Here is a 24598-nt window from a genome sequence, read left to right on the forward strand (position 1 = left end):
GTTCTAAAGCGGGACAGTTAAAAATGGGCGCGTTGCATGGCCTTCAAGACACCACCTCCCCAATCACCAAACGCTCAAGCCACCACTGCGCCACTCCCTGAACATTCGGCGCTTTAAGCAAGGTGAAATGATTCCCCTCGCCATACCCCACCTCCAGCCCACTGCCTTGGCGCCGCCAGCCTTCAATCATCAAACCCTGCTCACGCTGATTGCCCGCCATATCCAGGGTCGCGTCGCGTGCCAACAGCAGGCGCACCACCCCGCGATACGGCCGCGCCGGCCGATACACCGTGCGCAACGCCGCCGCATAGGTACGCGCAGGCCCCACCATCGCATCCACCGCAGCGCGGGCAGGCAGCAACCCCACGCGCACCATCCCCGCATGCAACGCCTGCCGCTGGGCCACTTCGTCGCGCAGGGCAAAGTCCGGCGGATCGATGCCCAGCGACTTGCCGGCCGACACCTGCATGGACTCGATCAAGCGCAGCAGCGCCGCCGTCGAGGTGTATGGCCGCCCTATCACACCGTTGCCACCCGGCGACTCGCTGTCGATCACAGTCAACGACGCCACTTCACGCCCCGCAGCCTGCAAGCGCAGCGCCATCTCCAGCGCGACCCAGCCACCAAACGAATGCCCGACCAGATGCACCGGCCCCTGCGGGCACTCGTGCTCCAACGCAGCCAGGTAACACTGCGCCGCCGCTTCCACTTGGCTGTGGGGCACCGCTTCGCCGTCGAGGCCACGGGGTTGCAAGCCATACAGCGGCCAGTCACGCCCCAGTGCCTCACTCAAGCCGACGAAGCCGGTGACGCTGTCACCCGCCCCCGGCACGCAAAAGATCGGCGCATGCCCTGCGCGGCCGCTTTGAATGCGCAGCAGCGGTTGATGCACGGCCTCTTTGACCGGCACCCCCGTTGCCAATGCCTCGTTCAGCGCGCGGCCCAACGCCTGGATATGCGGGGCTTGCATCATGCTCTGGTGATCCCCCGGCACTTCGATGCGGCGCAGTTGCCCCGGCGCCAACGCGTCGCTCCAGCCCAGCGATTCACTGCGTCGCGACAGCTCGGTAGGCCGTTCCTCGGCACTGAACAGATGCACCGCCAGCGGCAGCGGGAACAGGCTGTAATGCGCCAACGCATGCCCATGCCCGACTTCCCGCTCGATGAAATTCAACAGGTCGGTGTCCGTCGCCGCCGCCATTTGCGCGTATAGCAGACCTTGATCGCGACAGCGTTGCAGCAGGCCCGCAAAGTCCAGCTGTCCAAGGCCTGCCTCCAATTGCTCAATACTCGCCAGCTCATTCACACCTCCCTGGGCTTTCCAATAGGCGCTGCACTGCAACAGCAAGTGGCGCTTGAGCGCGTCCGTACCGCTCCAACGCGCCTTGCCTTGGTCGGTCATGCGCGGCACGTAGCTGTCGATCAGCCCGAGAAACGCGACCGGCTCGTCCAGCCCCAGCAGTTGCATGGCGACTTCATAGGCCAGCACCCCGCCAAACGACCAACCGGCGATCCGGTACGGCCCATGGGGCTGGAGGCCGCGAATCAGACCGACCAGGCGCGCCGCCAGCCCTTCCATGGTGTTCAAGTGCGGCTCGCCGAGGGGCACGCCCGGCAGGCCATAGATGGGGTAATCGCCGGGCAGATGCTGGCCCAGCGCCGGGAAGTACACGTCCATGCCGCTGAATTCGTGCACCAGGAACAGCGGCGGCTGCGAACCGCCGCTGCGCACCGTGATCACCGACGTCTCGCGCACCGGCTCATCGGCACGCTCGCGCAGCATCGCCGCCACCGACGCCACGCTGGCATGCTGGAACAACTCGGCCAGGGACACCGGCAAACCGGCCTCCTCCATCAACTTGACCAGGCGGATCGCCAACAGCGAATGCCCACCCAACTCAAAGAAGCTGTCATGCCGCCCCACCTGCTCAAGTTTCAGCACCTCGGCCCAGAGCGGTGCCAGGGTCTGCTCCAAAGCGTCCATTGGGGCTTCGAAATCGCGCTGGGCCAGCGCCTCCCTGTCAGGTATCGGCAAGGCTTTACGGTCGACCTTGCCATTGGCGGTCAACGGCAACTGCGCCAAGGGAACATAGGCCGACGGGACCATGTACGCCGGCAACTGGCCTTGCAGAAAGGCACGCACCGCGTCGACGCCGACCGGTTCGCCGGCCCAGGTGAAATACGCGACCAGACGCTTGTCGCCCGGTACGTCCTCACGCGCCAGCACCACCGCCTCCCGGACGCCGATGCAGGCGGCCAGGCGCGCTTCGATCTCACCCAGCTCGATGCGGAAACCGCGGATCTTCACCTGGTCGTCATTGCGTCCGATGCACTCCAGCAGGCCATCCGCCGTCCAGCGGCCGAGGTCGCCGGTGCGGTACATCAGGCTGCCCGGGTTGAACGGGTCATCGACAAACTTCTCGGCGGTCAGCTCAGGCCGGTTCAAATACCCCTTGGCCACGCCGTCGCCGCCGATGCAGATTTCGCCGCTCACCCCCAACGGCAGCGCTTGCAGTTGCGCATCCAGCACATAGACCTGGGTATTGGAAATCGGCCCGCCAATCGGCACGCTGTCGGCGCTTGGCGCCAGCGCACGCACTTCATGCGTGGTGGCGTAGGTGGTGGTTTCGGTCGGCCCATAGCAATGCACCAGGCGCACAGTCGGTGCCCGTGCCAGCAACGTGCGGAAGGCGGCCGGGTCGGCCCGCTCGCCGCCACACAACAATATGCGCAAACCGGCCAATGCGTCCGGGATCATCTGCACATACTGGTTGAACAGCGCCGTGGTCACGAACAGCACCGTGGCGCCGGCCAGCGCCGCGCCGAACGCGGCCGGGTCGAGCAAGGTGGTATGGTCGATCACCTGCACCTGGCCGCCGTTGAGCAAGGCGCCCCACACGTCCATGGTACTGGCGTCGAAAGCCGGGTTGGAGGCAAAGGCCACGCGGTCACTGGCATTGAAGTCGGCATAGCCATTGTTGAGCACCAGCCGGGTAATGCCGCGATGCGGCACCAGAACGCCTTTGGGCGCGCCGGTGGAGCCCGAGGTGTACATGATGTACGCCACGCTGTCCGACGCCTGCGACAGGGCCGGGTTATGGCTCGGTTGCGGGTCAAGAACCAGGGTGTCCAGGTCCAGCCGCTGCGCCGAATGCACGGTACGCATATCGCTGCGGGTCAACAGCCAGGTCGCGCCGCTGTCTTGCAGCATGAAGTCCTGGCGCTCGGCCGGCGCGTTGAGGTCCAGCGGCACGTAGGCGGCCGCGCATTTGAGGATTGCCAATTGGCAGACCAGCAGGTCCAGCGAACGCGGCAACAGCATCGCCACAGGCTCGCCCGGCTGCACGCCCAGCCCCAACAAATGATGGGCCAGGCGGTTGGCGCGGGTGTTCAAGTCAGCGTAGCTCAAGCCGTGTTCGCCATGCCGTGCCGCCACGGCATCCGGTCGTGCCTGGGCCTGGGCTTCGAACAGGCGCTGCACCGTGTGTTCACGCGGGTACGCCCGAGTGGTCGCGTTGAAGCGCAGCAACTGCTGTTGCTCGCCGTCGGGCAGGATCGGCAAGCGCCCGATGGCGATAGCGCTGCCCTGCTCCAGTGCCTGCACGATGTGCTCAAGGGCGACATTCAGGTAGGCACACAGGCGTCGGGCACCCGGCCCCATGGCCTTGAGGCTGAAACCGTCGCCCAGGTCATCCACACTCAGCGACAGCGCGTAGTTGGCGTGCTCCTGCGCCTTGAGCAATTGAATGCCTTGCCACGCCTCGGCCACTCCCGCAGCGTGCGGCGCACTGTGGCGGTAGTTGAACAGCACGTTGAACAGCGGCGTTCCCACCGGCACACCGCTGCAACGTTGCGCCACGGCCAGCGGTGCATGTTCATGGCTGAGCAGTTGGCTCAGGCGTGCGTGGGTGGCGCACAGGGCATCACGCACCGCGTGTTCGCCGAGGTCGACGCGCAGCGGCAGAGTATTGATAAATACGCCCATGGCCCGCTCGGCGCCTTCGCCGCCTTGCAGACGGCCGAGCATCACCGTGCCGAACACCACCTGCTCACGCCCCGCCACCTTGCCCAACACCTGGGCCCAGGCCAGGTGCATCAGGCTCGCTGCGCTGACACCCGACAGACGCGCCTGGCTGCGCAGGCGCTGGCTGAGTGACGGGTCTATTGCCACCTGCACCGGCTCATCAGGCCCCAGCGGCTCGACTTGCGTCGGCTCATCGATCTCACTGAGCATCTCGCGGAAGAAGCCTTCGTGATCGTCCCCACCCGGTCGGGTCTGGGCTAGCGTCTGGGCTACATAGTTGCGATACGGAACGGCCTCTCCCAAGGTGTCCGAAGTCCCCAGCAAAAAGGCTTGCAGCTCCTGTTGCAGGATCTCCAGGGCGACGTGGTCCATGACCAAGTGGTGGAACAACAACGTGGCGACCAGCCCTTGCGCCGCCTCGCTGCACACCAGACGCATCAACGGTGCCTGGCCCAGGTCCAGACGTTGCGGCAGCGGCCCGGTTTCAACCCGCAACACCGCATTGCGCCACACCACTTGTACCGGCTCCTCGAGGCCGTCCCAATGGAATGACGAACGCAGCACGTCATGCCGCTGGATCACCGCCTGCAACGCCTGGGTAAAGGCGTCCAGGCGCGCCTGGCTGTCAAAGCCAAACTGCGCCTGCAGCACATAGGCGTCGGCGCCCTGCGTCAGGCGATGCTGATACAGCATCCCGGCCTGCAGCGGCGCCAGCGCGTAGATATCCTGCACATTCGCCACGCCCCCCGGGATGCAGGCGACGATCCGGTCGATGGCCGGCTGATCGAGCTGGGTCAACGGCAGCATGTCCGGGGTGATCCGGGTGCAGTCCGCGGCAATCCGATTGGCCGGCACCGCCACTTCGCGCCCGCCGCCCAACGCCGCCGCCAGATCCGCCAGCGTCGGTTGGCCGAACAGCACCTTCACATCCGCCGACAAGCCCAGGCGGCGCATGCGCCCCATCAGGCTGACCGCCAGCAACGAGTGCCCGCCCAACTCGAAGAAGTTGTCGTGACGGCCTACACGCTCCACATTGAGCAGCTCGGCCCAGAGGCTGGCCAGGCTGATTTCCGTGTCGCCTTGGGGCGCTTCGTATTCGCGCCTCCCCAGCGCATCCACATCCGGTGCCGGCAGCGCCTTGCGGTCGAGCTTGCCGTTGGGGCTCAGCGGCAAAGCCTCAAGATGTACGAAGACGGCCGGGACCATGAATTCCGGCAGGTGGTGCAGGAGGTGAGCACGCAGTGCTTCGACCGCAGTCGGCACGCCGGTGTAATAGGCGATCAGCCGGTCTTCGCGCGCCACCACCGCCGCTTCGTTGACCTGGGCATGTTCCAGCAGTCGCGCCTGGATTTCCCCTAGTTCGATCCGCAGGCCACGGATCTTCACCTGGTCATCGTTACGGCCCAGGTACTCGATATTGCCGTCGGGCAAATAGCGGCCCACGTCCCCGGTGCGATACAGGCGCCCGTGGGTGAACGGATCGTCGAGGAAGCGCTCGGCGGTCAGTTCCGGGCGGTTCAGGTAACCCCGCGCCACTTGCACACCGCCGATAAACAATTCACCGACCACGCCCAGCGGTACCGGCTGCAACTGCGCGTCCAGCAGGTACATGCGGGTATTGGCAATCGGCTTGCCGATCGGCGTGTTGTCCGGGGTCAGCGGCCCGGCGCAGTTCCACGCCGTCACATCCACCGCCGCCTCTGTCGGGCCATACAGGTTGTACAGGGCGATCCCCGGCAACTGCTGCTTGAAGCGGCGCACCAGGCTGCCCGGCAAGGCTTCGCCACTGCACATCACCCGCACCAGCGCGGCTGCCTGGCTCAAATCGTCGTGAGCGAGGAACACCTCGAGCATCGACGGCACAAAGTGCAAGGTGGTGATGCGTTCGGCCTCGATCACCTCGCACAGGTAGGCCGGGTCTTTGTGCCCGCCCGGGCGCGCCATCACCAGGCGTGCGCCGGTGAACAGCGGCCAGAAGAACTCCCACACCGACACATCGAAACTGAACGGGGTTTTCTGCAGCACCGTATCATCGGCGGTCAGCCCGTATTCGTCCTGCATCCACAGCAGGCGGTTGACCACCCCCGCGTGCTCGTTGATCACGCCCTTGGGCTGACCGGTGGAGCCGGAGGTGTAGATCACATACGCGGTCTGGCTGGCCACCTGGGGATTCTCGGCCGACAGGTGCTGCCAGGTCGGGCGGTCCAGGTCGATCACCGGCACCTGGCCGAGCAAGGTATGCGTCGTGCCCTGGGCCAGCACGACCCAAGGCGCGCTGTCCTTGAGCATGTAGGCGATGCGCTCCAGCGGGTAGGCCGGGTCCAACGGTACATAGCCGGCACCGGCCTTGAGAATCGCGTACAGGCCGACCACCATTTCCAGACCGCGCTCCACGCAGATAGCGACCCGCGCGCCCGGTTGCACGCCCAACGCCATCAGGTGATGGGCCAACCGATTGGCTTGTGCATTGAGTTCGGCGTAGGTCAACTGCCGATCACCGGCCTTGACTGCGACGGCGTGCGGTGAACGCTCGACCTGAGCCTCGAACAATCCATGCAGGGTCTGGTCGAGGTTGTAATCGATCTGCGTGGCGTTGAAGTCGAACAGCAGGTGCTGGCGCTCGCGCTCATCCAGCAGCGGCGCATGTTCCAGCACGGCCTGGTCGTTATCGACCATGGCCTGCAAGACCCGCTTGAAGTAACCGACGTAACGCTCGATTGTCGATTCATCGAACAGCGCCACGGCGTATTCCAGCGATCCGATCAAGGTGCCCTGCACTTCTCCCAGGTCCAGGGACAGATCGAACTTGGCAAAGTGGCTGTTCTCTACAATGCTCTCCAACGCCAGGTCACCCAGCGCCAGGGCCGGGGCGCTGCTGTCCTGCCAAGTCAGCAGGGTCTGGAACAGCGGGCTGTGCGCCAGGCTGCGCACCGGGCGGGTAATCTCCACCACTTGTTCGAACGGCAGGTCCTGATGGGCCTGGGCCGCCAGCGTCAGGCGCTTGACCCGCGCCAGCAGGGCCTCGGTGCTCAACTCACCCGAGGTATCGATGCGCACCGCCAGGGTGTTGACGAACAGCCCGATCAGCCCTTCCACCTCGCTGCGCGTGCGGTTGGCCACCGGCGAGCCGATCACCAGGTCCTGCTGCCCGGACAACCGCGCCAACAACGACGCCCAGGCCGCCATCAAGGTCATGTACAGCGTGGTGCCATGCCGCTGGCTCAAAGCCTTGAGCCCCGCCGTAAGGCGTTCATCCAGGCGCACAGCGACGCTGTTGCCGGCGTAGTCCTGCTGCGCCGGGCGCGGGCGATCGGTGGGCAGCGTGAGCAAGGCCGGGGCGCCGTCCAGCGCCTGCTGCCAATAGGCGCTCTGGCGTTGCAGCACTTCACCGCTCAACCACAGGCGCTGCCACACGGCAAAGTCGCCGTACTGGATCGGCAGCGGCGGCAACGGGTCTGGCTGGCCGTGGCTGAACGCCCGGTACAGCGCCATCAGCTCACGGGTCAGCACGCCCATCGACCAGCCATCGGAAACGATGTGGTGCAGGGTCAACAGCAACACATGGTGATCGTCGGCCATCACCACCAGGCGACCGCGCAGCAACGGGCCACGCTCCAGGTCGAACGGCGCCGACGCTTCGCCCTGAATCAGCGCGTCCAGCGCCTGTTGCGGTTGCGGATGGCGGCGCAGGTCCTGTACTTGCAGGGGCAACATCTCCTCGGCCGGAACCACCAGCACCTGGGCTTCATCACCGTGCTGGGCAAAACGGCTGCGCAGGGTTTCATGCCGCGCAACGATGCGTGCCAGTGCGCGTTGCAACGCCTCTACGTGCAACTGACCGCGCAGGCGCAGGCCAATGGGGATGTTGTAGGCGGTGTTGGCGCCTTCCATCAGCGCCAGGAACCACAGGCGCTGCTGGGCGAAGGACAGCGGGATGTGTTCATCGCGGTTGGCCGGGAGGATGTCCGGCAAGGTGCTGCGGCCGGCCTGGGCCAACACGTCGCTGACAGCGGCAAGTTCGGCGTTGGCAAACAAGTCTCCCAGCAACAGCTCCACGCCCAGGCGCTGGCGTACCTGGGACACCATGCGCATGGCCAGCAACGAGTGCCCGCCCAGTTCGAAGAAATGGTCGTGCCGCCCCACGCGCTCGACCTGCAGAACATCGGCCCAGATCTGCGCCAGCTGGGTTTCGATTTCGCCTTGGGGCGCCGCGTATTCACGGCTAAACACCGCCGCCATGTCAGGCGCCGGCAGGGCCTTGCGGTCGAGCTTGCCGTTGGCGGTCAGCGGCAACGCGTCGAGTTTCACGAAGGCCACCGGCACCATGTAGTCCGGCAGGTGCGCCACCAGATGGGCGCGGATGCCCGCCACCGTCAGCGGGTCCAACTGCGGCTTCTCGGTGAAATAAGCCACCAGCCGCTCGTCGCGCACCAGTACCACGGCTTCGAGGATGCCGGGCAGTTGGTTCAGTTGGGTTTCGATCTCGCCCAACTCGATGCGCATGCCGCGGATTTTCACCTGGTCATCGTTACGCCCCAGGTACTCGAGGTTGCCGTCCGGCAGCCAACGCACCAGGTCGCCGCTGCGGTACATGCGCCCGCCGTTGAACGGGTCCTGCAGGAAGCGTTCTGCGGTCAGTTCCGGGCGGTTCAGGTAACCGCGCGCCACGCCCTTGCCGCCCACATACAACTCGCCTGCCACGCCCAGGGGCACCGGGCGTTGTTGTTCGTCCAGCACGTACACCGTGGCATTGGCGATGGGTTTGCCGATATGCAGCGGCTGCCCCACTTCGACCTTGCCGGAAGTGGCAACCACCGTGGCTTCGGTGGGGCCATAGTTGTTGATCAATGCAAAGCGCTGCGCCCGCGCAAACTGGCGCAGGCGGTCGCCGCCGATCAACAGGGTGCGCAGCGTCGGATGTTCGATCTGTTGGCTGAAGGCATACTCGGCCACCGGTGTCGGCAGGAAGCATACATCCAGAGGTTGCGCGCCCCACCACGCCAGCAAGGCGTCGATGTCTTCACCGCCCTCCTGGGTCGGTGCCAAGTGCAGGGTCGCGCCCACACACAGTGCCGGCCACACTTCCCAGGCCATCGCGTCAAAGCCGAACCCGGCCACGCTGGCGGTATGGCGCCCGGCACACAGGTCAAAGGCGCGGCAATGCCAGTCCACCAGGTTGGTCACGGTGTGGTGTTCCACCATCACGCCCTTGGGCAGGCCGGTGGAACCGGAGGTGTAGATCACGTATGCCAGGTTCGACGGCGTGACGCCGGTCTTGGGATTACTCGCCGAGTGGTGCTGCCAGGTGTAGCGATCCAGGTTGATCACCGGCACGTCCAGCACCGGCAGACGCTCGAGCAACGCCTGCTGGGTCAGTACCGCCACCGGGGCGCTGTCGCTCAGCAGGTAGTTCAGGCGCTCGGCCGGGTGGGAGGGGTCCACCGGCACATAGCAGGCCCCTGCCTTGAGGATCGCCAGCAACCCGGCCAGGGTGTCCAGGCCACGGCGGGCGACGATGGCCACGCGGTCGTCGGGCTGCACGCCCAGCGCGATCAGGTGATGAGCCAGCAGGTTGGCTTGCTGGTTCAGCTCGGCATAGGTGCGTTGTCGGCCTTGGTGCACGGCGGCAACGGCGTCGGGCGTGAGCGCGGCCTGGGCCTCGATGCGCGCGTGCACCGAGGTGCCCTGGGGGAAGTCGGCCTGGGTCGCATTGAACTGCTCCAGCAGCAGCTGTTGTTCGCAGGCAGGTACGACCGCGATCTGGTTAAGCGCGGTGTGGGGCGCCTGCTCCAGCGCCGTCACCAGGTTTTCCAGGGCGGTTTGCAGGTAGGCGCAGACGCGTTGCGGGTCCACTTGGGTGCTGGCCAGCAGGCTCAGGCCAAAGCCTTCGCCGAAGTCATCCACGCTCAAGGTCAACGGGTAGTTGGTGCGCTCCTCGGCGCTGAGCGCGGTGATGCCCGCCCAGGCCGATAACGCCTGCTCACTGGCGGCCGACGCGCTGTGACGGTAGTTGAGCAAGGCGCTGAACAACGGCGTCGGTGCCACCACCCCACTGCAACGCTGCGCCAGGGCGAGCGCCGCATGTTCATGGCGCAGCAAGGTGGTCAGGCGCACGTGCGTGGTCTTGACCCCGGCACGCACGTCCTGGTCATCCACGTCCACGCGAAACGGCAAGGTGTTGATGAAGATTCCCAGCGCACGCTCGGTGTCATGACTGCCTTGCATACGGCCCATCAGGACCGTGCCGAATACCACCTGCCGCTTGCCGGCGAGCACGCCCAGCACCTGTGCCCAGCCCATATGGAACAGGCTGGCGGCGCTCACCGCCAACAGCCGTGCCTGTGCACGCAAGCGCTGCCCCAGCTGCGGCGACAGCGGCAGGCTGACTTCAGTGATGCCACGGGCATCGCCCTGTACATCCTGCAAGCCGAACGGCAAGGTCGGCTCGCTGATATCGCCGAGCATCTGGCGGAAGAACGCCTCGTGCTCCTGCTCGCTGACCCCCAGTCGCGCCTGGGCCACATAGTTGCGAAACGGCACCGGCTGACCGAGCGCCGCGCCCTGCCCCAACAGGCACGCTTGCAGTTCATGGCACACCACTTCAAGGGCGCTGTGGTCCAGAGCCATGTGGTGAAACAGCAAGGTGGCGACAATCCGCGCATTCACCGGGTCATCGGCGCGCACCAGGCGCAGCAACGGCGCCCGGGTCACGTCGAGACGATAGTGACGAACGTCGAACAGCCCGTGCAGTTGCGCCGCGATGTCGCCGTCGGCGGGGTCCAGCTCAAGGGCCTGCACCGGCAGGCGAGCCTGGCGCCAGACCACTTGCGAGGGCTCGCGCAAGCCTTCCCAGACCACGCTGGTACGCAGGATGTCGTGCCGGTCCATGACGGCCTGCAGGGCCTGGGCAAACGCGTCGAAACGCTCAAGGCTGTCGAAGGCGAACTGCGACTGCATCACATACGGGTCACCGTGCTCGGCGCTGACGTGATGGAACAGGATGCCTTCCTGCAGCGGCGCCAACGGGTAGATGTCCTGGATATTCGCGACACCGCCATCGACCGTGGCGACGAGGCCGTCGATCTCCTCCTGGCTCAGCGTCGACAGGCTCAACATCGCCGGGGTGATGCGCTCGGCACCCAGCGGGATACCATTGACCGGCACCGTTACTTCACCGGCCTTGGTCGCCGAGTATTCGCCGCCCTTGATCAACTCGATCAGCGCCGGTTTGTGTTCGCGCAACGCGGCCAGCAGCGCCGGGTCTTGCAACGCTTGTTTATTGCCTTGCACCGACAACTGCTCACCCTTGAGCGCCAGTTGGACACCCTTGATTTGCAGCGTCGCCAGTAGTTCGAGGATGCTCACAGGACGATCTCCATTTGTTCGATGACGGCGGCGTAGCCCGCCAGGGTCGGCTGTTCGAACAGCGCCCGCACATCGGCTTCCATGCCTTCCTGGCGCAAGCGCCCGATCAAGCTCACGGCGAGCAGCGAATGCCCGCCCAGTTCAAAGAAATTGTCGTGGCGCCCTACCCGCTCCACGCCCAGCAGCTCGGCCCACAGCCGGGCCAGCAGGGTCTCGGTGTGACCTTGCGGCGCCTGGTATTCGCGCACATTCAATGCCTCCATGCCCGGCAGCGGCAACGCCTTGCGGTCAAGCTTGCCGTTGGGGCTCAGCGGCAGCGCGTCGAGGTGCACGAACAGGGCGGGCACCATGAAGTCCGGCAGGTGCTGCAACAGATGGGCGCGCAGTATTTCGATGTCGGTGTGCACGCCGGTGTAGTAGGCAATCAGCCGCTCTTCGCGGGCTACTACCGCCGCTTCATTGACCTGCGCGTGCTCCAGCAGGCGCGCCTGGATTTCGCCCAGTTCAATGCGCAGGCCACGGATCTTCACCTGGTCATCGTTACGGCCCAGGTACTCGATATTGCCGTCGGGCAAATAGCGGCCCACGTCCCCGGTGCGATACAGGCGCCCTTGGGTGAACGGGTCGTCGAGGAAACGCTCGGCGGTCAGTTCCGGGCGGTTCAGGTAACCCCGCGCCACTTGCACACCACCGATGAACAACTCACCGACCACGCCCAGCGGCACCGGCTGCAACTGCGCATCCAGCACATACATCCGGGTGTTGGCGATGGGTTTGCCGATCGGCGTGTTGTCCGGTACCTCGGGGCGTGCGCAGTTCCAGGCCGTCACGTCCACCGCCGCTTCTGTCGGGCCATACAGGTTGTACAGGCCGCTCCCCGGCAATTGCTGCTTGAAGCGCCGCACCAGGCTGCCCGGCAACGCTTCGCCACTGCACATCACCCGCACCAGCCCGCTGGCCTGGCCAACATCGCCATGGGCCAGGAACACATCGAGCATCGACGGTACAAAGTGCAAGGTGGTGATGTGTTCGGCCTCGATCACGTCGCACAGGTACGCCGGGTCTTTGTGCCCACCCGGGCGCGCCATGACCAGGCGCGCACCGCTCAACAGCGGCCAGAAGAATTCCCACACCGACACGTCGAAACTGAACGGGGTTTTCTGCAACACCCTGTCATCGGCCTTGAGGCCATAGGCGTCCTGCATCCACAGCAAACGGTTGACCACGCCGGCGTGTTCGTTGATCACGCCCTTGGGCTGGCCCGTGGAACCCGAGGTGTAGATCACATAGGCCGAGTGCCGGGCGCTCAGGCCCGGCACCTGGGGGTTGGTGGCGGGCTGGTGCTGCCAGGTGACCGAATCCAGATCAAGCAGCGGCACGTCGCCCAACAACGCGCGGGTGGCACCTTGCGCCAGCACCACCACCGGTGCGCTGTCTTGCAGCATGTAGGCGATGCGCTCCAACGGGTACGCCGGGTCCAGCGGCACGTAGGCGCCACCGGCCTTGAGGATGGCCAACAGGCCGACCACCATGTCCAGGCCCCGCTCGACGCAGATACCCACGTGTGAATCCGGCTGTACTCCGAGTTCCCGCAGGTGATGGGCCAGGCGGTTGGCACGTTTATTAAGCTCTGCGTAGCTCAGTTGCTGCTCAGCGGCCTTGACCGCCGGCGCATTCGGCGTTTTCGCCACCTGCGCCTCGAACAGACCGTGCAGGGTCTGGTCGAGGTTGTAGCTGACATCGGTGGCGTTGAACGCCACCAGCAGTTTCTGGCGCTCGTCGTGGCCCAGAACCGGCAGACGATTGAGCGCCTGGTGCGGTGCCTGCTCCAAGGCGTCAACCAGGCCCGCCAGGGCCGTCTGCATATAACCGCACACGCGCTGCGCATCGAACTGCGCCAAGGCGGTGACTTCGTAGCCATCGCCCAAGTCATCCACGTTCAACGTCAGCGGGTAGTTGGTGCGCCCATCGTTGACCAGCGTCTGCATGCCTTCCCACGCCTGCTGTGCCTCGGCGGCACGCGTGGCGACGCCGCGATGGCGATAGTTGAGCATCGAGCTGAACAACGGCGCCGGTGCCGCCACCCCACTGCAACGCTGGGCCAGGGCCAGGGATGCATGTTCATGCCCGAGCAACGCGGTCAGCCGCGCATGGGTGGCCCGCACAGCCATACGGGCGCCTTGCGCATCGATATCCAGGCGCAGCGGCAAGGTATTGATAAACACCCCGAGCGCCCTGTCGGCACCCTCGCCGCCTTGCATGCGCCCGACCAGAACCGTGCCGAACACCACGCTGTGGCGGCCCGACGTGGCCGCCAGCACTTGGCCCCAGGCCAGGTGGAACAGGCTTGCGCTGCTCACGCCAAGCAACCTGGCTTGGGCGCGCAGGCGGCGGTTGAGCTCGCTGTCCAGGCGCAGGCAGTGCTCCTCGATCTCACGGCCGTCGCCGCGCACATCCTGCAAACCGAACGGCAAGGTCGGCTCATCGACGTCGCCGAGCATCTCGCGGAAGAACGCTTCGTGCTCCTGCTCGCTGACGCCCAGGCGCGCCTGAGCCACGTAGTTGCGGTACGGCATGGGGGCGACGGTTGGCGCGGCGTGGCCGAGCAAATGGCCCTGCATTTCGCGCAGCACCACGTCGAATGCGGTGTGGTCCAGCGCAATGTGGTGATACAGCAACGCCGCGACTACGCGTTGGTTGGCCGGGTCCTGGGCGAACATCAAACGAATCAGCGGGGCCTGGCGGATATCCAGGCGATAGCGGCGGGCATCGGAGTGTGCGTACAGCGCCGCCAACACATCGCCGTCCAACTGCAACTCTTCCAGCGGCAACTCGGCACGGCGCCATACCACTTGCAGCGGCTGCACCAGGCCCTCCCAGACCACGCCGGTGCGCAGGATATCGTGACGGTCGATCACCTGTTGCAGCGCCTGGGCAAAGGCTTGCAGGCGCTCGAGGCAATCAAAGGCCAGGTGCGATTGCAGCAGGTACGGGTCGCCCTGCTCGGCGCTGAGGTAGTGATACAGCATGCCTTCCTGCAACGGCGCCAGCGGGTAGATATCCTGCACATTGGCCGCGCCACCGGGCACCTGGTTGACCACCTGGTCGAGGGTCGATTGATCGAGGTCGACCAGGGTCAGCATATCCGGGGTAATACGCGCACAATCGGCGGCAATCCGGTTGGGCGGCACCTGCACTTCGCGGCCACTGCCCACGGCGCCGGCGAGGGCGGCCAACGTCGGCTGGCTGAACAACACGCGCACGTCGGCGCTCAGGCCGACCTGGCGCATGCGTTCGATCAGGCTGACGGCCAGCAACGAATGCCCGCCCAGCTCAAAGAAGTGGTCATGGCGCCCGACGCGCTCCACTTGCAGCACCTCGGCCCAGATCCGCGCCAGGGTGGTCTCCACGTCGCCCTGGGGCGCCTCGTAGTCGCGGCTGAGTAGCGCGGCCTGATCGGGCTCCGGCAGGGCCTTGCGGTCCAGCTTGCCGTTGGCGGTCAGGGGCCACGCGTCGAGCTTGACGTAGGCGACCGGCACCAGTGCATCCGGCAGTTGCGCTTGCAGTTGCTCGCGCAGCGTCTCGATGGCCGGCGCTTGCTGCGCGGTGAACCAGGCCACCAGGCGAGCGTCACGCACCAGCACCACCGCTTCGTCAATGCCAGGCAAGGCGGCCAGGCGGCTTTCGATTTCGCCCAGTTCAACGCGTACGCCGCGCACTTTCACCTGGTCGTCGTTACGGCCCAGGTACTCGAGATTGCCGTCGGGCAACCAGCGCGCCAGGTCGCCGGTACGGTACATGCGCCCAGGGTTAAACGGGTCTTGCAGGAAACGCTCGGCGGTCAGGTCCGCACGGTTCAGATAGCCTCGCGCCACACCGCAACCGCCCACATACAACTCACCGACCACACCGACCGGCACCGGGCGCAACTGCGCATCGAGCAGGTAGGTGTGGGCATTGGCGATCGGCCTGCCGATATGCAGCACCTGCCCGGCGCGCACGCGGCCGGACGTGGCGACCACCGTGGCTTCGGTGGGGCCGTAGTTATTGATCACTGCAAAGCGTCGCTCCTGGGTGAACTGGCGCAGGCGGTCGCCACCGATCAGCAGGATGCGCAACGTCGGGTGCAGCAGGTTCTGGCTGAAGGCGTACTCAGCCACGGGCGTGGGCAGGAAGCTCACATCCAGCGGCTGCGCCAGCCACCAGTCGAGCAGTGCGTCGATGTTCTCATTACCCATTTGGGCCGGCGGCAGGTGCAGGGTCGCGCCGGCGCAGAGTGCCGGCCAGACTTCCCAGGCCATCGCATCAAAGCCGAAACCGGCGACACTGCTGGTGTGGCTGCGCGCATCCAGGCCGAAGGCTTCGCAATGCCAGTGCACCAGGTTTTCCACGGTGCGGTGTTCCACCATCACGCCCTTGGGCTGGCCGGTGGAGCCGGAGGTGTAGATCACGTAGGCCAGGTGCGCGGGGGTCAGGGTCGGCAGTTGCGGGTTGCTGACGGGGTGGTGCTGCCAACGGTCGCCCTGCAGGTCCACGGTGGGCACCGCACCGAGCAGGTCACGGGTGCCGGCTTCGGCCAGCACCGCCACCGGGGCGCTGTCCTGCAACAGGTAGGCGATACGCTCGGCGGGGTAAGCCGGGTCGATGGGCACATAGCCGGCGCCGGCCTTGAGAATGCCCAGCAACCCGACCAGCATCTGTGGGCCGCGACGGCAGCACAGCGCCACGCGGTCATCCGGCTGTACGCCCTGTTGCAGCAGGTGATGAGCCAACTGGTTGGCGCGTTGATTGAGTTGCTGATAGGTCAGCGACTCCTCCTCTTGCTGCACGGCAATCGCGTTGGGCTGGCGCTCGACCTGGGCTTCAAAGGCGCCATGCACGGTGTGCCCGGTGGGGAAATCCACTGCAGTGTTGTTGAACTCGCGCAACAGGGTTTCGCGCTCCGCCGCCGGCAGGATCGACAGCTGATTGAGCGCGGTGGTGGCGCCGCTGTCCAGGGTCGCGACCAGTTGCTCGATGGCGCCGTGCATGTAGCCGCACAGGCGCTGGGCGCCGATCTGCGGCAGCGCCAGCACACTTAGGGCAAAGCCTGTTCCCAGGTCATCGACACTCAAGGTCAGTGGGTAGTTGCTGCGTTCTTCACCGCCCAACAATTGCACGCCTTGCCAGATGCCCTGGCCGTCGCGGGCCATTTCGTCAGGCGTGCTATGGCGGTAATTGAGCAGCGCGCTGAACAGCGGCATGGCCGCCGCCACGCCGCTGCAACGTTGCGCCAGGGCCAGCGACGCATGTTCGTGACCGAGCAATGCACTCAAGCGCGCATGGGTGGCCTTGACCGCCACCGCCGCGCCGGCGGCAACATTGACCCGCAGCGGCAAGGTATTGATGAACATGCCCAGCGCACGGTCGGCACCGTCGCCGGCCTGCATGCGGCCCATCAACACGGTGCCGAACACCACGTCGTCACGCCCGGACACCAGCCCCAGCACCTGCGCCCAGGCCAGGTGCATCAGGCTCGCTGCACTGACGCCCAGCAGGCGCGCCTGCTCACGCACCCGCAGCGCCAGGGCTGCCTCCAGCGGTTGCTCGGCCTCTTCGATATCCCGCCCGTCGCCCTGCACATCCTGCACGCCAAAGGGCAAGGTCGGTTCATCGACATCGGCGAGCATTTCGCGGAAGAACTGTTCATGTTCCGCCACGCTCACCCCCAGGCGTGCCTGGGCCACATAGTTGCGAAACGGCGAGGGCGCAGGCAATGCATCGGCCTGGTCGAGCAGGCAGGCGCGCATTTCCTGGCCGACCACGGCCATGGCGGTATGGTCCAGCGCCAGGTGGTGGAACAGCAGGATCGCCGCGACTCGCTGATGGCTTGGGTCCTGCGCATAGACCATGCGCAGCAGCGGCGCCTGGGTGATGTCCAGGCGGTAATGGCGGGCATCGAACCGCGCGTGCAATTGTTCGATGACGCTGCCGTCCGCCGGGTCCAGGGTGACTTCCTGCACCACCAGCTGGGCGTCACGCCACACCACCTGCACCGGGCTGTCCAAGCCTTCCCAGACCACGCCCGTGCGCAAGATATCGTGGCGCGCAACCACCTGTTGCAGCGCGCCCATGAAGCTTTGCAAGCGCTCGAGACTGTCGAACGCCATGCGCGACTGCAACAGGTAGGGGTCGCCCTGCTCGGCGCTGATGTGGTGATAAAGGATGCCTTCCTGCAGCGGTGCCAGCGGGTAGATATCCTGCACATTCGCCGCGCCCCCCGGGACGCTGGCGACGATCCGCTCGATCGCCGCCTGATCGAGTTGCACCAGGCTCAGCATCGCCGGCTCGATGTGCGTGCAACCCGCCGGGATACCGTTGGCAGGCACCACGACCTCACGGCCGCTGCCGACCGCCGCCGCCAACGCGGCCAGGCTCGGCTGGCTGAACAGCACGCGCACATCGGCGCTCAGGCCCACCTGGCGCATGCGTTCGATCAGGCTGACGGCGAGCAATGAATGCCCGCCCAGCTCGAAGAAATGGTCGTGCCGCCCCACGCGTTCCAGCTTGAGCACGTCCTGCCAGATCTGCGCCAGCAGGGTTTCCACTTCGCCTTCCGGCGCTTCGTAACCACGGCTGAGCAGCGCGCTCTGGTCCGGAGCCGGCAAGCCCTTGCGATCCAGCTTGCCGTTGGCGGTCAGGGGCAACAGCGCGAGCCAGACATAGGCCGAAGGCACCATGTAGTCCGGCAAGCGTGCTTGCAGGTGGGCACGCAACGCTTCGATCGGCAACGCCGCCTCGCCGGTGTAGTACGCCACCAGGCGCTTGTCGCCAGGCTGGTCTTCGCGGGCCAGCACCACGGCGTCCTTGACCCCGGCAAACGTGGCCAGGCACGTCTCGATTTCGCCCGGTTCGATACGGAAGCCGCGAATCTTCAATTGCAGGTCATTGCGCCCCTGGTAGAGCAACGTGCCGTCGGCCTGCCAGCTTGCCAGGTCGCCGGTGCGGTACAGCAGGCCGTCACCAAAGGGGTTGGCGATGAATTTTTCGGCGGTCAGTTGCGGCTGGTTCAAGTACCCCTTGGCCACACCCGCACCGCCGATATACAGCTCACCGACCACGCCCAGCGGCAGCGGTTGTTGACGGGCGTCGAGCACATAGGCCTGGGCATTCGCGATTGGCCGGCCGATGGGGATGCCGCCCTCGCCCAGCGAGGTGATCTCGTGGGTGGTAGAGAACGTGGTGGCTTCGGTCGGCCCGTAGCCGTTAAGCAGGTGCCGGGGCTTGCCGTGCCGGAGCACGCGGCCGATCACCAGCGGGTCGAGGACATCGCCGCCGACGATCAGGTAACGCAACTGAGGCAACACCGGCATCAGCGCATCGGCGTACTGATGGAACAGCCCGGCGGTCATCCACAACACACTGACGGCCTGCTCCTGCAGCAATGCGGCAAACGCCGCCTGGGACAGCAGCACGGCCTGGTCGACCACCACCACACAACCGCCATTGAGCAACGGTGCCCACACGTCGAGGGTGCTCGCATCGAACGCCGGGTTGGAGGCGAAGGCCACGCGGTCGCGCTCGTTGAAATCGGCGTAACCGTTGTTGAGCACCAGGCGCGAGATGGCGCGGTGCGGCACTTGCACACCCTTCGGGGCGCCGGTGGAGCCGGAGGTGTAGAGGATGTACGCCACGCTTTCCGAGCTTTGCGCCAGCTCCGGATTGCGCGCTGACTGCGCCTCCAGATTCAGGTCGGCCAGGGTCGTGAGCACCCGGTGTGCGCCACTGTCCTGCACCATGTACGCCTGGCGGTCCACCGGGGCGTTGATGTCCAGCGGCACATACACCGCCGCGCATTTGAGGATCGCCAACTGACACACCAGCAGATCGAGGGAGCGCGGCAGGGCAATCGCCACGCTTTCGCCGGGCTGCACGCCTTGCTGGAGCAAGTGATGGGCCAGGCGGTTGGCGCGCCGGTTAAGGTCACGGTAACTCAGCGACAACGCGCCGTGCACGGCCGCTACCGCCTCCGGCCGGGCCAGCGCCTGGGCTTCGAACAGTTGCTGCACGGTCAGTTGCGACGGGTATTCGCGGTGGGTGGCGTTGAACGTCACCAGCAATTGATGACGCTCGGCGGGCGGCAGGATCGACACCGCCTGCAACGGCATGGTCGGCGCTTGCTGCAAGGCACTGACCAGGTGGCGCAACGCGGTGAGCATGTATTCGCCGACGCGTTGCACATCCAGGCTGGCCACGCCTTGCACGGTGAGCGCGAACCCGCTGCCCAGGTCATCGACGTTGAGGACCAGGGGGTAATTGCTGCGCTCTTCGGAACTGAGGATTTGAATGCCCGCAGCGGCGAACGGGCTGTCGCCCGGGGCTTCATCCGGCGCGCTGTGGCGGTAGTTGAGCAGCGTGCTGAACAACGGCAATGAACCCGGCACACCGCTGCAGCGCTGGGCCAGGGACAACGAGGCGTGCTCATGCCCGAGCAATTGCGCCAGCCGCGCATGGGTGGCACGCACCCCGGCCTGTACGCCGACAGTGCCGAGGCTGACCCGCAGCGGCAAGGTATTGATGAACATGCCCAGTGCGCGGTCGGCGCCCTCGCCGCCCTGCATGCGGCCCAGCAACACGGTGCCGAACACCACATCCTGCTGACCGGACACCTGGCCCAGCACCTGCGCCCAGGCCAGGTGCACCAGGCTGGCAGTGCTCACACCCAGTTGCCGCGCCTGTTCGCGCAGGCCCTGGCTAAGCGACGGCTCCAGGGGCAAGTGGGCTTCGAGGATGCCGCTGCCGTCGCCGTTCACGTCCTGCAAGCCGAACGCCAGGGTGGGCTCATCGAGATCGCCGAGCATGTCGCTGAAGAAGGCTTCGTGCTGCGCCTGGGTCACGCCGAGGCGCGCCTGGGCCACGTAATTGCGGTACTGCACCGGTTCCGGCAAGTGCGCGTCATCGCCGGACAGGCTGGCGCTCATCTCCTGTACCAGCACTTGCAGCGCGGTGTGGTCGAGCAGGATATGGTGCAACAACAGGATGCCGACCAACCCGTCCGGCGCCTGGGCATAGGCAAAGCGCATCAGAGAGGCGCGCGACAGGTCGAGGCGATAGTGGCGCGGGTCAAAGCGCTGCTGCAGATGCGCCAACGCATCCTGGCCCGGGCTTTCGAGGCGCTCGACGGCCAGCGGCGCCTGGCGCAGTACCACTTGCACCGGTTCCTCCAGGCCCTCCCAGAGAATGCCGGTGCGCAGGATGTCATTGCGTTCGATCACGCGATGCAGCGCCTGGACGAACGCGTCCACTGCGGCCTGGTCGGTGAAGCGCAACTGCACCTGCAACACGTAGGGATCGCCCTCGGTGGTTGCCAGGTGGTGGTAGAGGATGCCGGCTTGCAACGGGGCCAGGCCGTAGATGTCCTGCACGTTGCCAAGGCCGCCGGGTACGCCGGCGATGATGTGGTCGATCGCCGCTTGGTCCAGCGCCACCAACGGCAGCATCTGCGGCGTGATCTGTTCGCTGGTTGCGCTGATGAGGTTGGCCGGAACCTGGACCTCCCGCTGCCCGCCCACCGCCGCCGCCAAGGCAGCCAGGGTGGGCTGGCCGAACAGCACGCGCACATCGGCACTGAGGTCGGCCTGGCGCATGCGTTCGATCAACTTGACCGCCAGCAACGAGTGCCCGCCCAGCTCGAAGAAGTTATCGTCACGCCCCACGCGGTCGAGCTTGAGCAGCTCTTGCCAGAGGCCGGCGATGGTGGTTTCCACCGCGCCCTGCGGGGCGGCATAACCACGGCGCACCAGCGCATCGGTATCCGGGGCGGGCAACGCCTTGCGGTCGAGCTTGCCGTTGGGGGTGAGCGGCAACTGGTCCAGCCGTACGAAGGCGCTGGGCACCATGTAGTCAGCCAGGCTGCGCAGTAGATGGTCGCGCAAGGCGGCGGTGCTGAGTTCGCCGTCGGCAATCACATAGGCCACCAGGCGCTTGTCGCCCGGCTCATCCTCACGGGCAATCACCACGGCGTCACGCACGCCGTCGGCGGTGGCCAGGCGCGCTTCGATTTCGCCCAGTTCGATGCGGAAGCCGCGGATCTTCACCTGGTCGTCGTTGCGCCCCAGGTATTCAACGCTGCCGTCGGCCAGCAGGCGGCCAAGGTCACCGGTCTTGTACAGGCGCTGGCCGGTGACCGGGTCGGTGAGGAAGCGTTCGGCGTTCAGCGCCGGTCGATTCAAGTAACCACGCGCGACACCGGCACCGCCGACGTACAACTCGCCGGCCACGCCAAACGGCAACGGCTCGCGAGCTGCATCGAATACGTACAACTGCAAGTCGGGAATACGCACGCCAATCGGGCTGACACCCACCAACTGGGCATCCGCCGCCTGCAAGGCGCGATAGGTCACGTGCACGGTGGTTTCAGTGATGCCATACATGTTGACCAGTTGCGTGCCGGCGTTGATTGCGCGGGCATACCACGGCTTGAGCAAGCCTGGCTCCAGGGCTTCACCGCCAAAAATCACCTGGCGCAGGGAATGTGCTGCGGGGCTGCGGCCTTGGGCGGCGATCAACTGCCGGAACGCGCTGGGCGTCTGGTTGAGGATGCTCACGCCCGCCTCGCAGAGCAGCGTGTAGCACTCATCCGGCGAGCGGCTGACCAGTTGCGGCACGATCAGCAACTGGCCGCCGTGCATCAGCGCGCCCCAGATTTCCCATACCGAGAAGTCGAAGGCAAAGGAATGGAACAAGGCCCACACATCGTTGGCATTGAAGCCAAACCAGTGCTCGGTGGCCGTGAACAGCCGCGCCACTTGGCGGTGTTCGATCATTACGCCCTTGGGCAAACCGGTGGAACCGGAGGTGTAGATCACGTAGGCCAGGTTGGCCGGGCCCAACGCCAGTCGCGGGTTGACGATGGATTCCTGGCCCAGTTGGTTGAGGTCGATCTGCGTCAGCTCGCCGACCAAGTGCGCGGTGTTGGCCTGCACCAGCACGGCTACCGGCTCACTGTCCTGCAAGGTGAAGGCGATACGTTGCAGCGGGTAAGCCGGGTCGATGGGCACATAACCGGCACCGGCCTTGAGGATGCCCAGCAGGCCGATGATCATTTCCAGGCCACGCTCAACGCAGATCGCCACGCGGTCGTCGGGGCGCACGCCTTGGGCCAGCAGGCGGTGAGCCACCTGGTTGGCGCGTTCGTTGAGTTGACGGTAGGTCAGACGCCGGTTATCGAAACGCAGCGCGACCGCCTCGGGGTGGGCGGCGGCATGGGCTTCGACTTGCTGGTGGATCAGGGCGTTATCGGCATAATGCGTGGGGCTTTGGTTGAGGCCGTGCAGGAGGGTCTGGCGTTCGGCGTCGGGCAGTATGTTCAGGCCGCTGAGCGGCATATCCGGTCGCTGCTCCAACGCATCGGCCAGGCTTTCGAGGGCCGTATGCAGGTAGCCGGCCACCCGCCCTGCGCCGATGGAAGCCTCGACGATCACGCTCAGTGCGAGGTCTTCGCCCAGGTCATCGACGTTGACCGTCAGCGGGTAGTTGGTGCGCTCCTCGGCGCCCAACACCTGGATGCCGGGGGCGACCTCGATGACGGCGGCCATATCGGTGGCGGCGCTGTGACGGTAGTTAAGCATCGCACTGAACAGCGGCGTCGGCGCGGCGACACCGCTGCAACGTTGCGCCAGCGCCAGGGAGGCATGTTCATGGTCGAGCAAGGTGGTGAGGCGCGCATGGGTCGCCCTGACCCCGGCGCGGATGCCCTGCTCGCCCACGTCCACGCGCAACGGCAAGGTATTGATGAACATGCCCAAGGCGCGTTCACCGCCTTCACCCGCGTCCATGCGACCGAGCATCACCGTGCCGAACACCACCGCCTCGCGGCCGGACACCACGCCCAGCACACGGGCCAGGGCCAGGTGCAGCAGGCTCGCCATGCTCACCCCCAACGGGCGTGCCAAGGTCCGCAGGCGCCGGCTCAGGCCACTGTCGACGGGGATACGTGCCTCATCGACGCCGTGGCCATCGCCTTGCACATTCTGCAAGCCGAACGGCAACGTCGGCGCGTCGATATCGGCCAGCATCTCGCGGAAAAACGTTTCGTGAGCCTGCTCACTGACGCCCTGACGTACCTGGGCGATGTAGCTGCGAAACGGCACCGGCTCGCCGGCCTGGGCGTGCTCGCCGGCCAGGTACAGCTGGAGTTCATGGCGCACCCCGTCGAGGGCGGTGTGGTCGAGGATGGTGTGGTGGAACAGCAGCATTGCCACGACCCGCTGGTTGGCCGGGTCGTCTGCGAAGACCAGGCGCAACAGCGGCGCCTGGCCCAGGTCCATGCGGTAAGTCCGCGCGTCATAACGCGCCTGCAACTGGGCCAGCGCATCGCCGCCGTCGCAGCGGATGTCTTCGCACACCAGCGGCGCCTTGCGCCACACCACTTGCAGCGGTTCGTCGAGGCGTTCCCAGACCATCGAGGTGCGCAGGATGTCGTGGCGGTCGATCACCCATTGCAAGGCTTCGGCGAAAGCCTCCAGCCGTGCGCGGTTGTCGAACACAAACTGCGCGTGCAGCACGTAGGGGTCGCCTTGCTCGGCCGAAAGGTGGTGGTAGAGCATGCCTTCCTGGAGCGGCGCCAGGGGGTAGATGTCTTGCACATTCGCCGCGCCACCCGGGATCGCGGCGACGATACGGTCGATGGCGGCCTGGTCGAGGTTGACCAGCGGCAGCATGGCCGGGGTGATGCGGTAAGCCGGGCTCAGCCAGTCACCGCCGTGCTCGGCCACCAGTGCCAGCAGTGCGGGCTTGTGGGCGATCAGTTGATCCCACAGCGCGTCGCTCAGGGCTTCGTCGTCGCCCAGGATGATCAGGTCGCCCTCTTCAGTCTGCAGACGGATCGCATGGGTGGAAATCGCTGCCAATAATTCGCTGAACTGCATGGGGTAACCTGCCTGATAAGTCACGGTTGAGAAGAAAGTCCGTTTTCAGCTGCCGCTTGAATCGGGTGCGCTGCGCGCCCTGGGAAAATAGCGGGCGCAGCCGGGGGGCCTGGGGGGCTTCCGGCTGGTCTGGGACGTTAAGGGGTTTGGCGGGTGGGGGGTGACATGGGAAGTGGGGACACGGGCGGACTTGCGCCGCTCTAGGCAGGGCTTGGGTATCTACAGGATCGGGTACATATCCGTTGCTGCGGTAACGGCTGATATTGGTTCCGCCCTTACGGCGGGTCACTTTTGGAAAAGA

Annotated in this window: 2 protein-coding genes; both read right to left on the minus strand. The window is 65.9% G+C overall.

What is annotated here, in order from left to right; translation table 11 throughout:
• Positions 1–43 precede the first annotated feature (43 nt).
• Positions 44–11389, minus strand: coding sequence for a non-ribosomal peptide synthetase (locus tag DK870_RS21385; RefSeq protein WP_161549619.1), 11346 nt, complete (start codon positions 11387–11389; stop codon positions 44–46).
• Entirely contained in the window at positions 11386–24297 is a 12912-nt protein-coding gene (locus DK870_RS21390; protein ID WP_161549620.1) for a non-ribosomal peptide synthetase, read from the minus strand. Before DK870_RS21390 ends, DK870_RS21385 begins: the two co-directional genes overlap by 4 nt.
• Positions 24298–24598 lie beyond the last annotated feature (301 nt).

It is taken from the genome of Pseudomonas sp. Q1, from assembly GCF_009935975.1.
GTDB lineage: Bacteria > Pseudomonadota > Gammaproteobacteria > Pseudomonadales > Pseudomonadaceae > Aquipseudomonas > Aquipseudomonas palleroniana.

Coding starts and splice junctions, on each gene's coding strand:
- DK870_RS21390 (WP_161549620.1), bottom strand. CDS start 24,297: ATGCAGTTCAGCGAATTATTGGCAGCGATTTCCACCCATGCGATCCGT.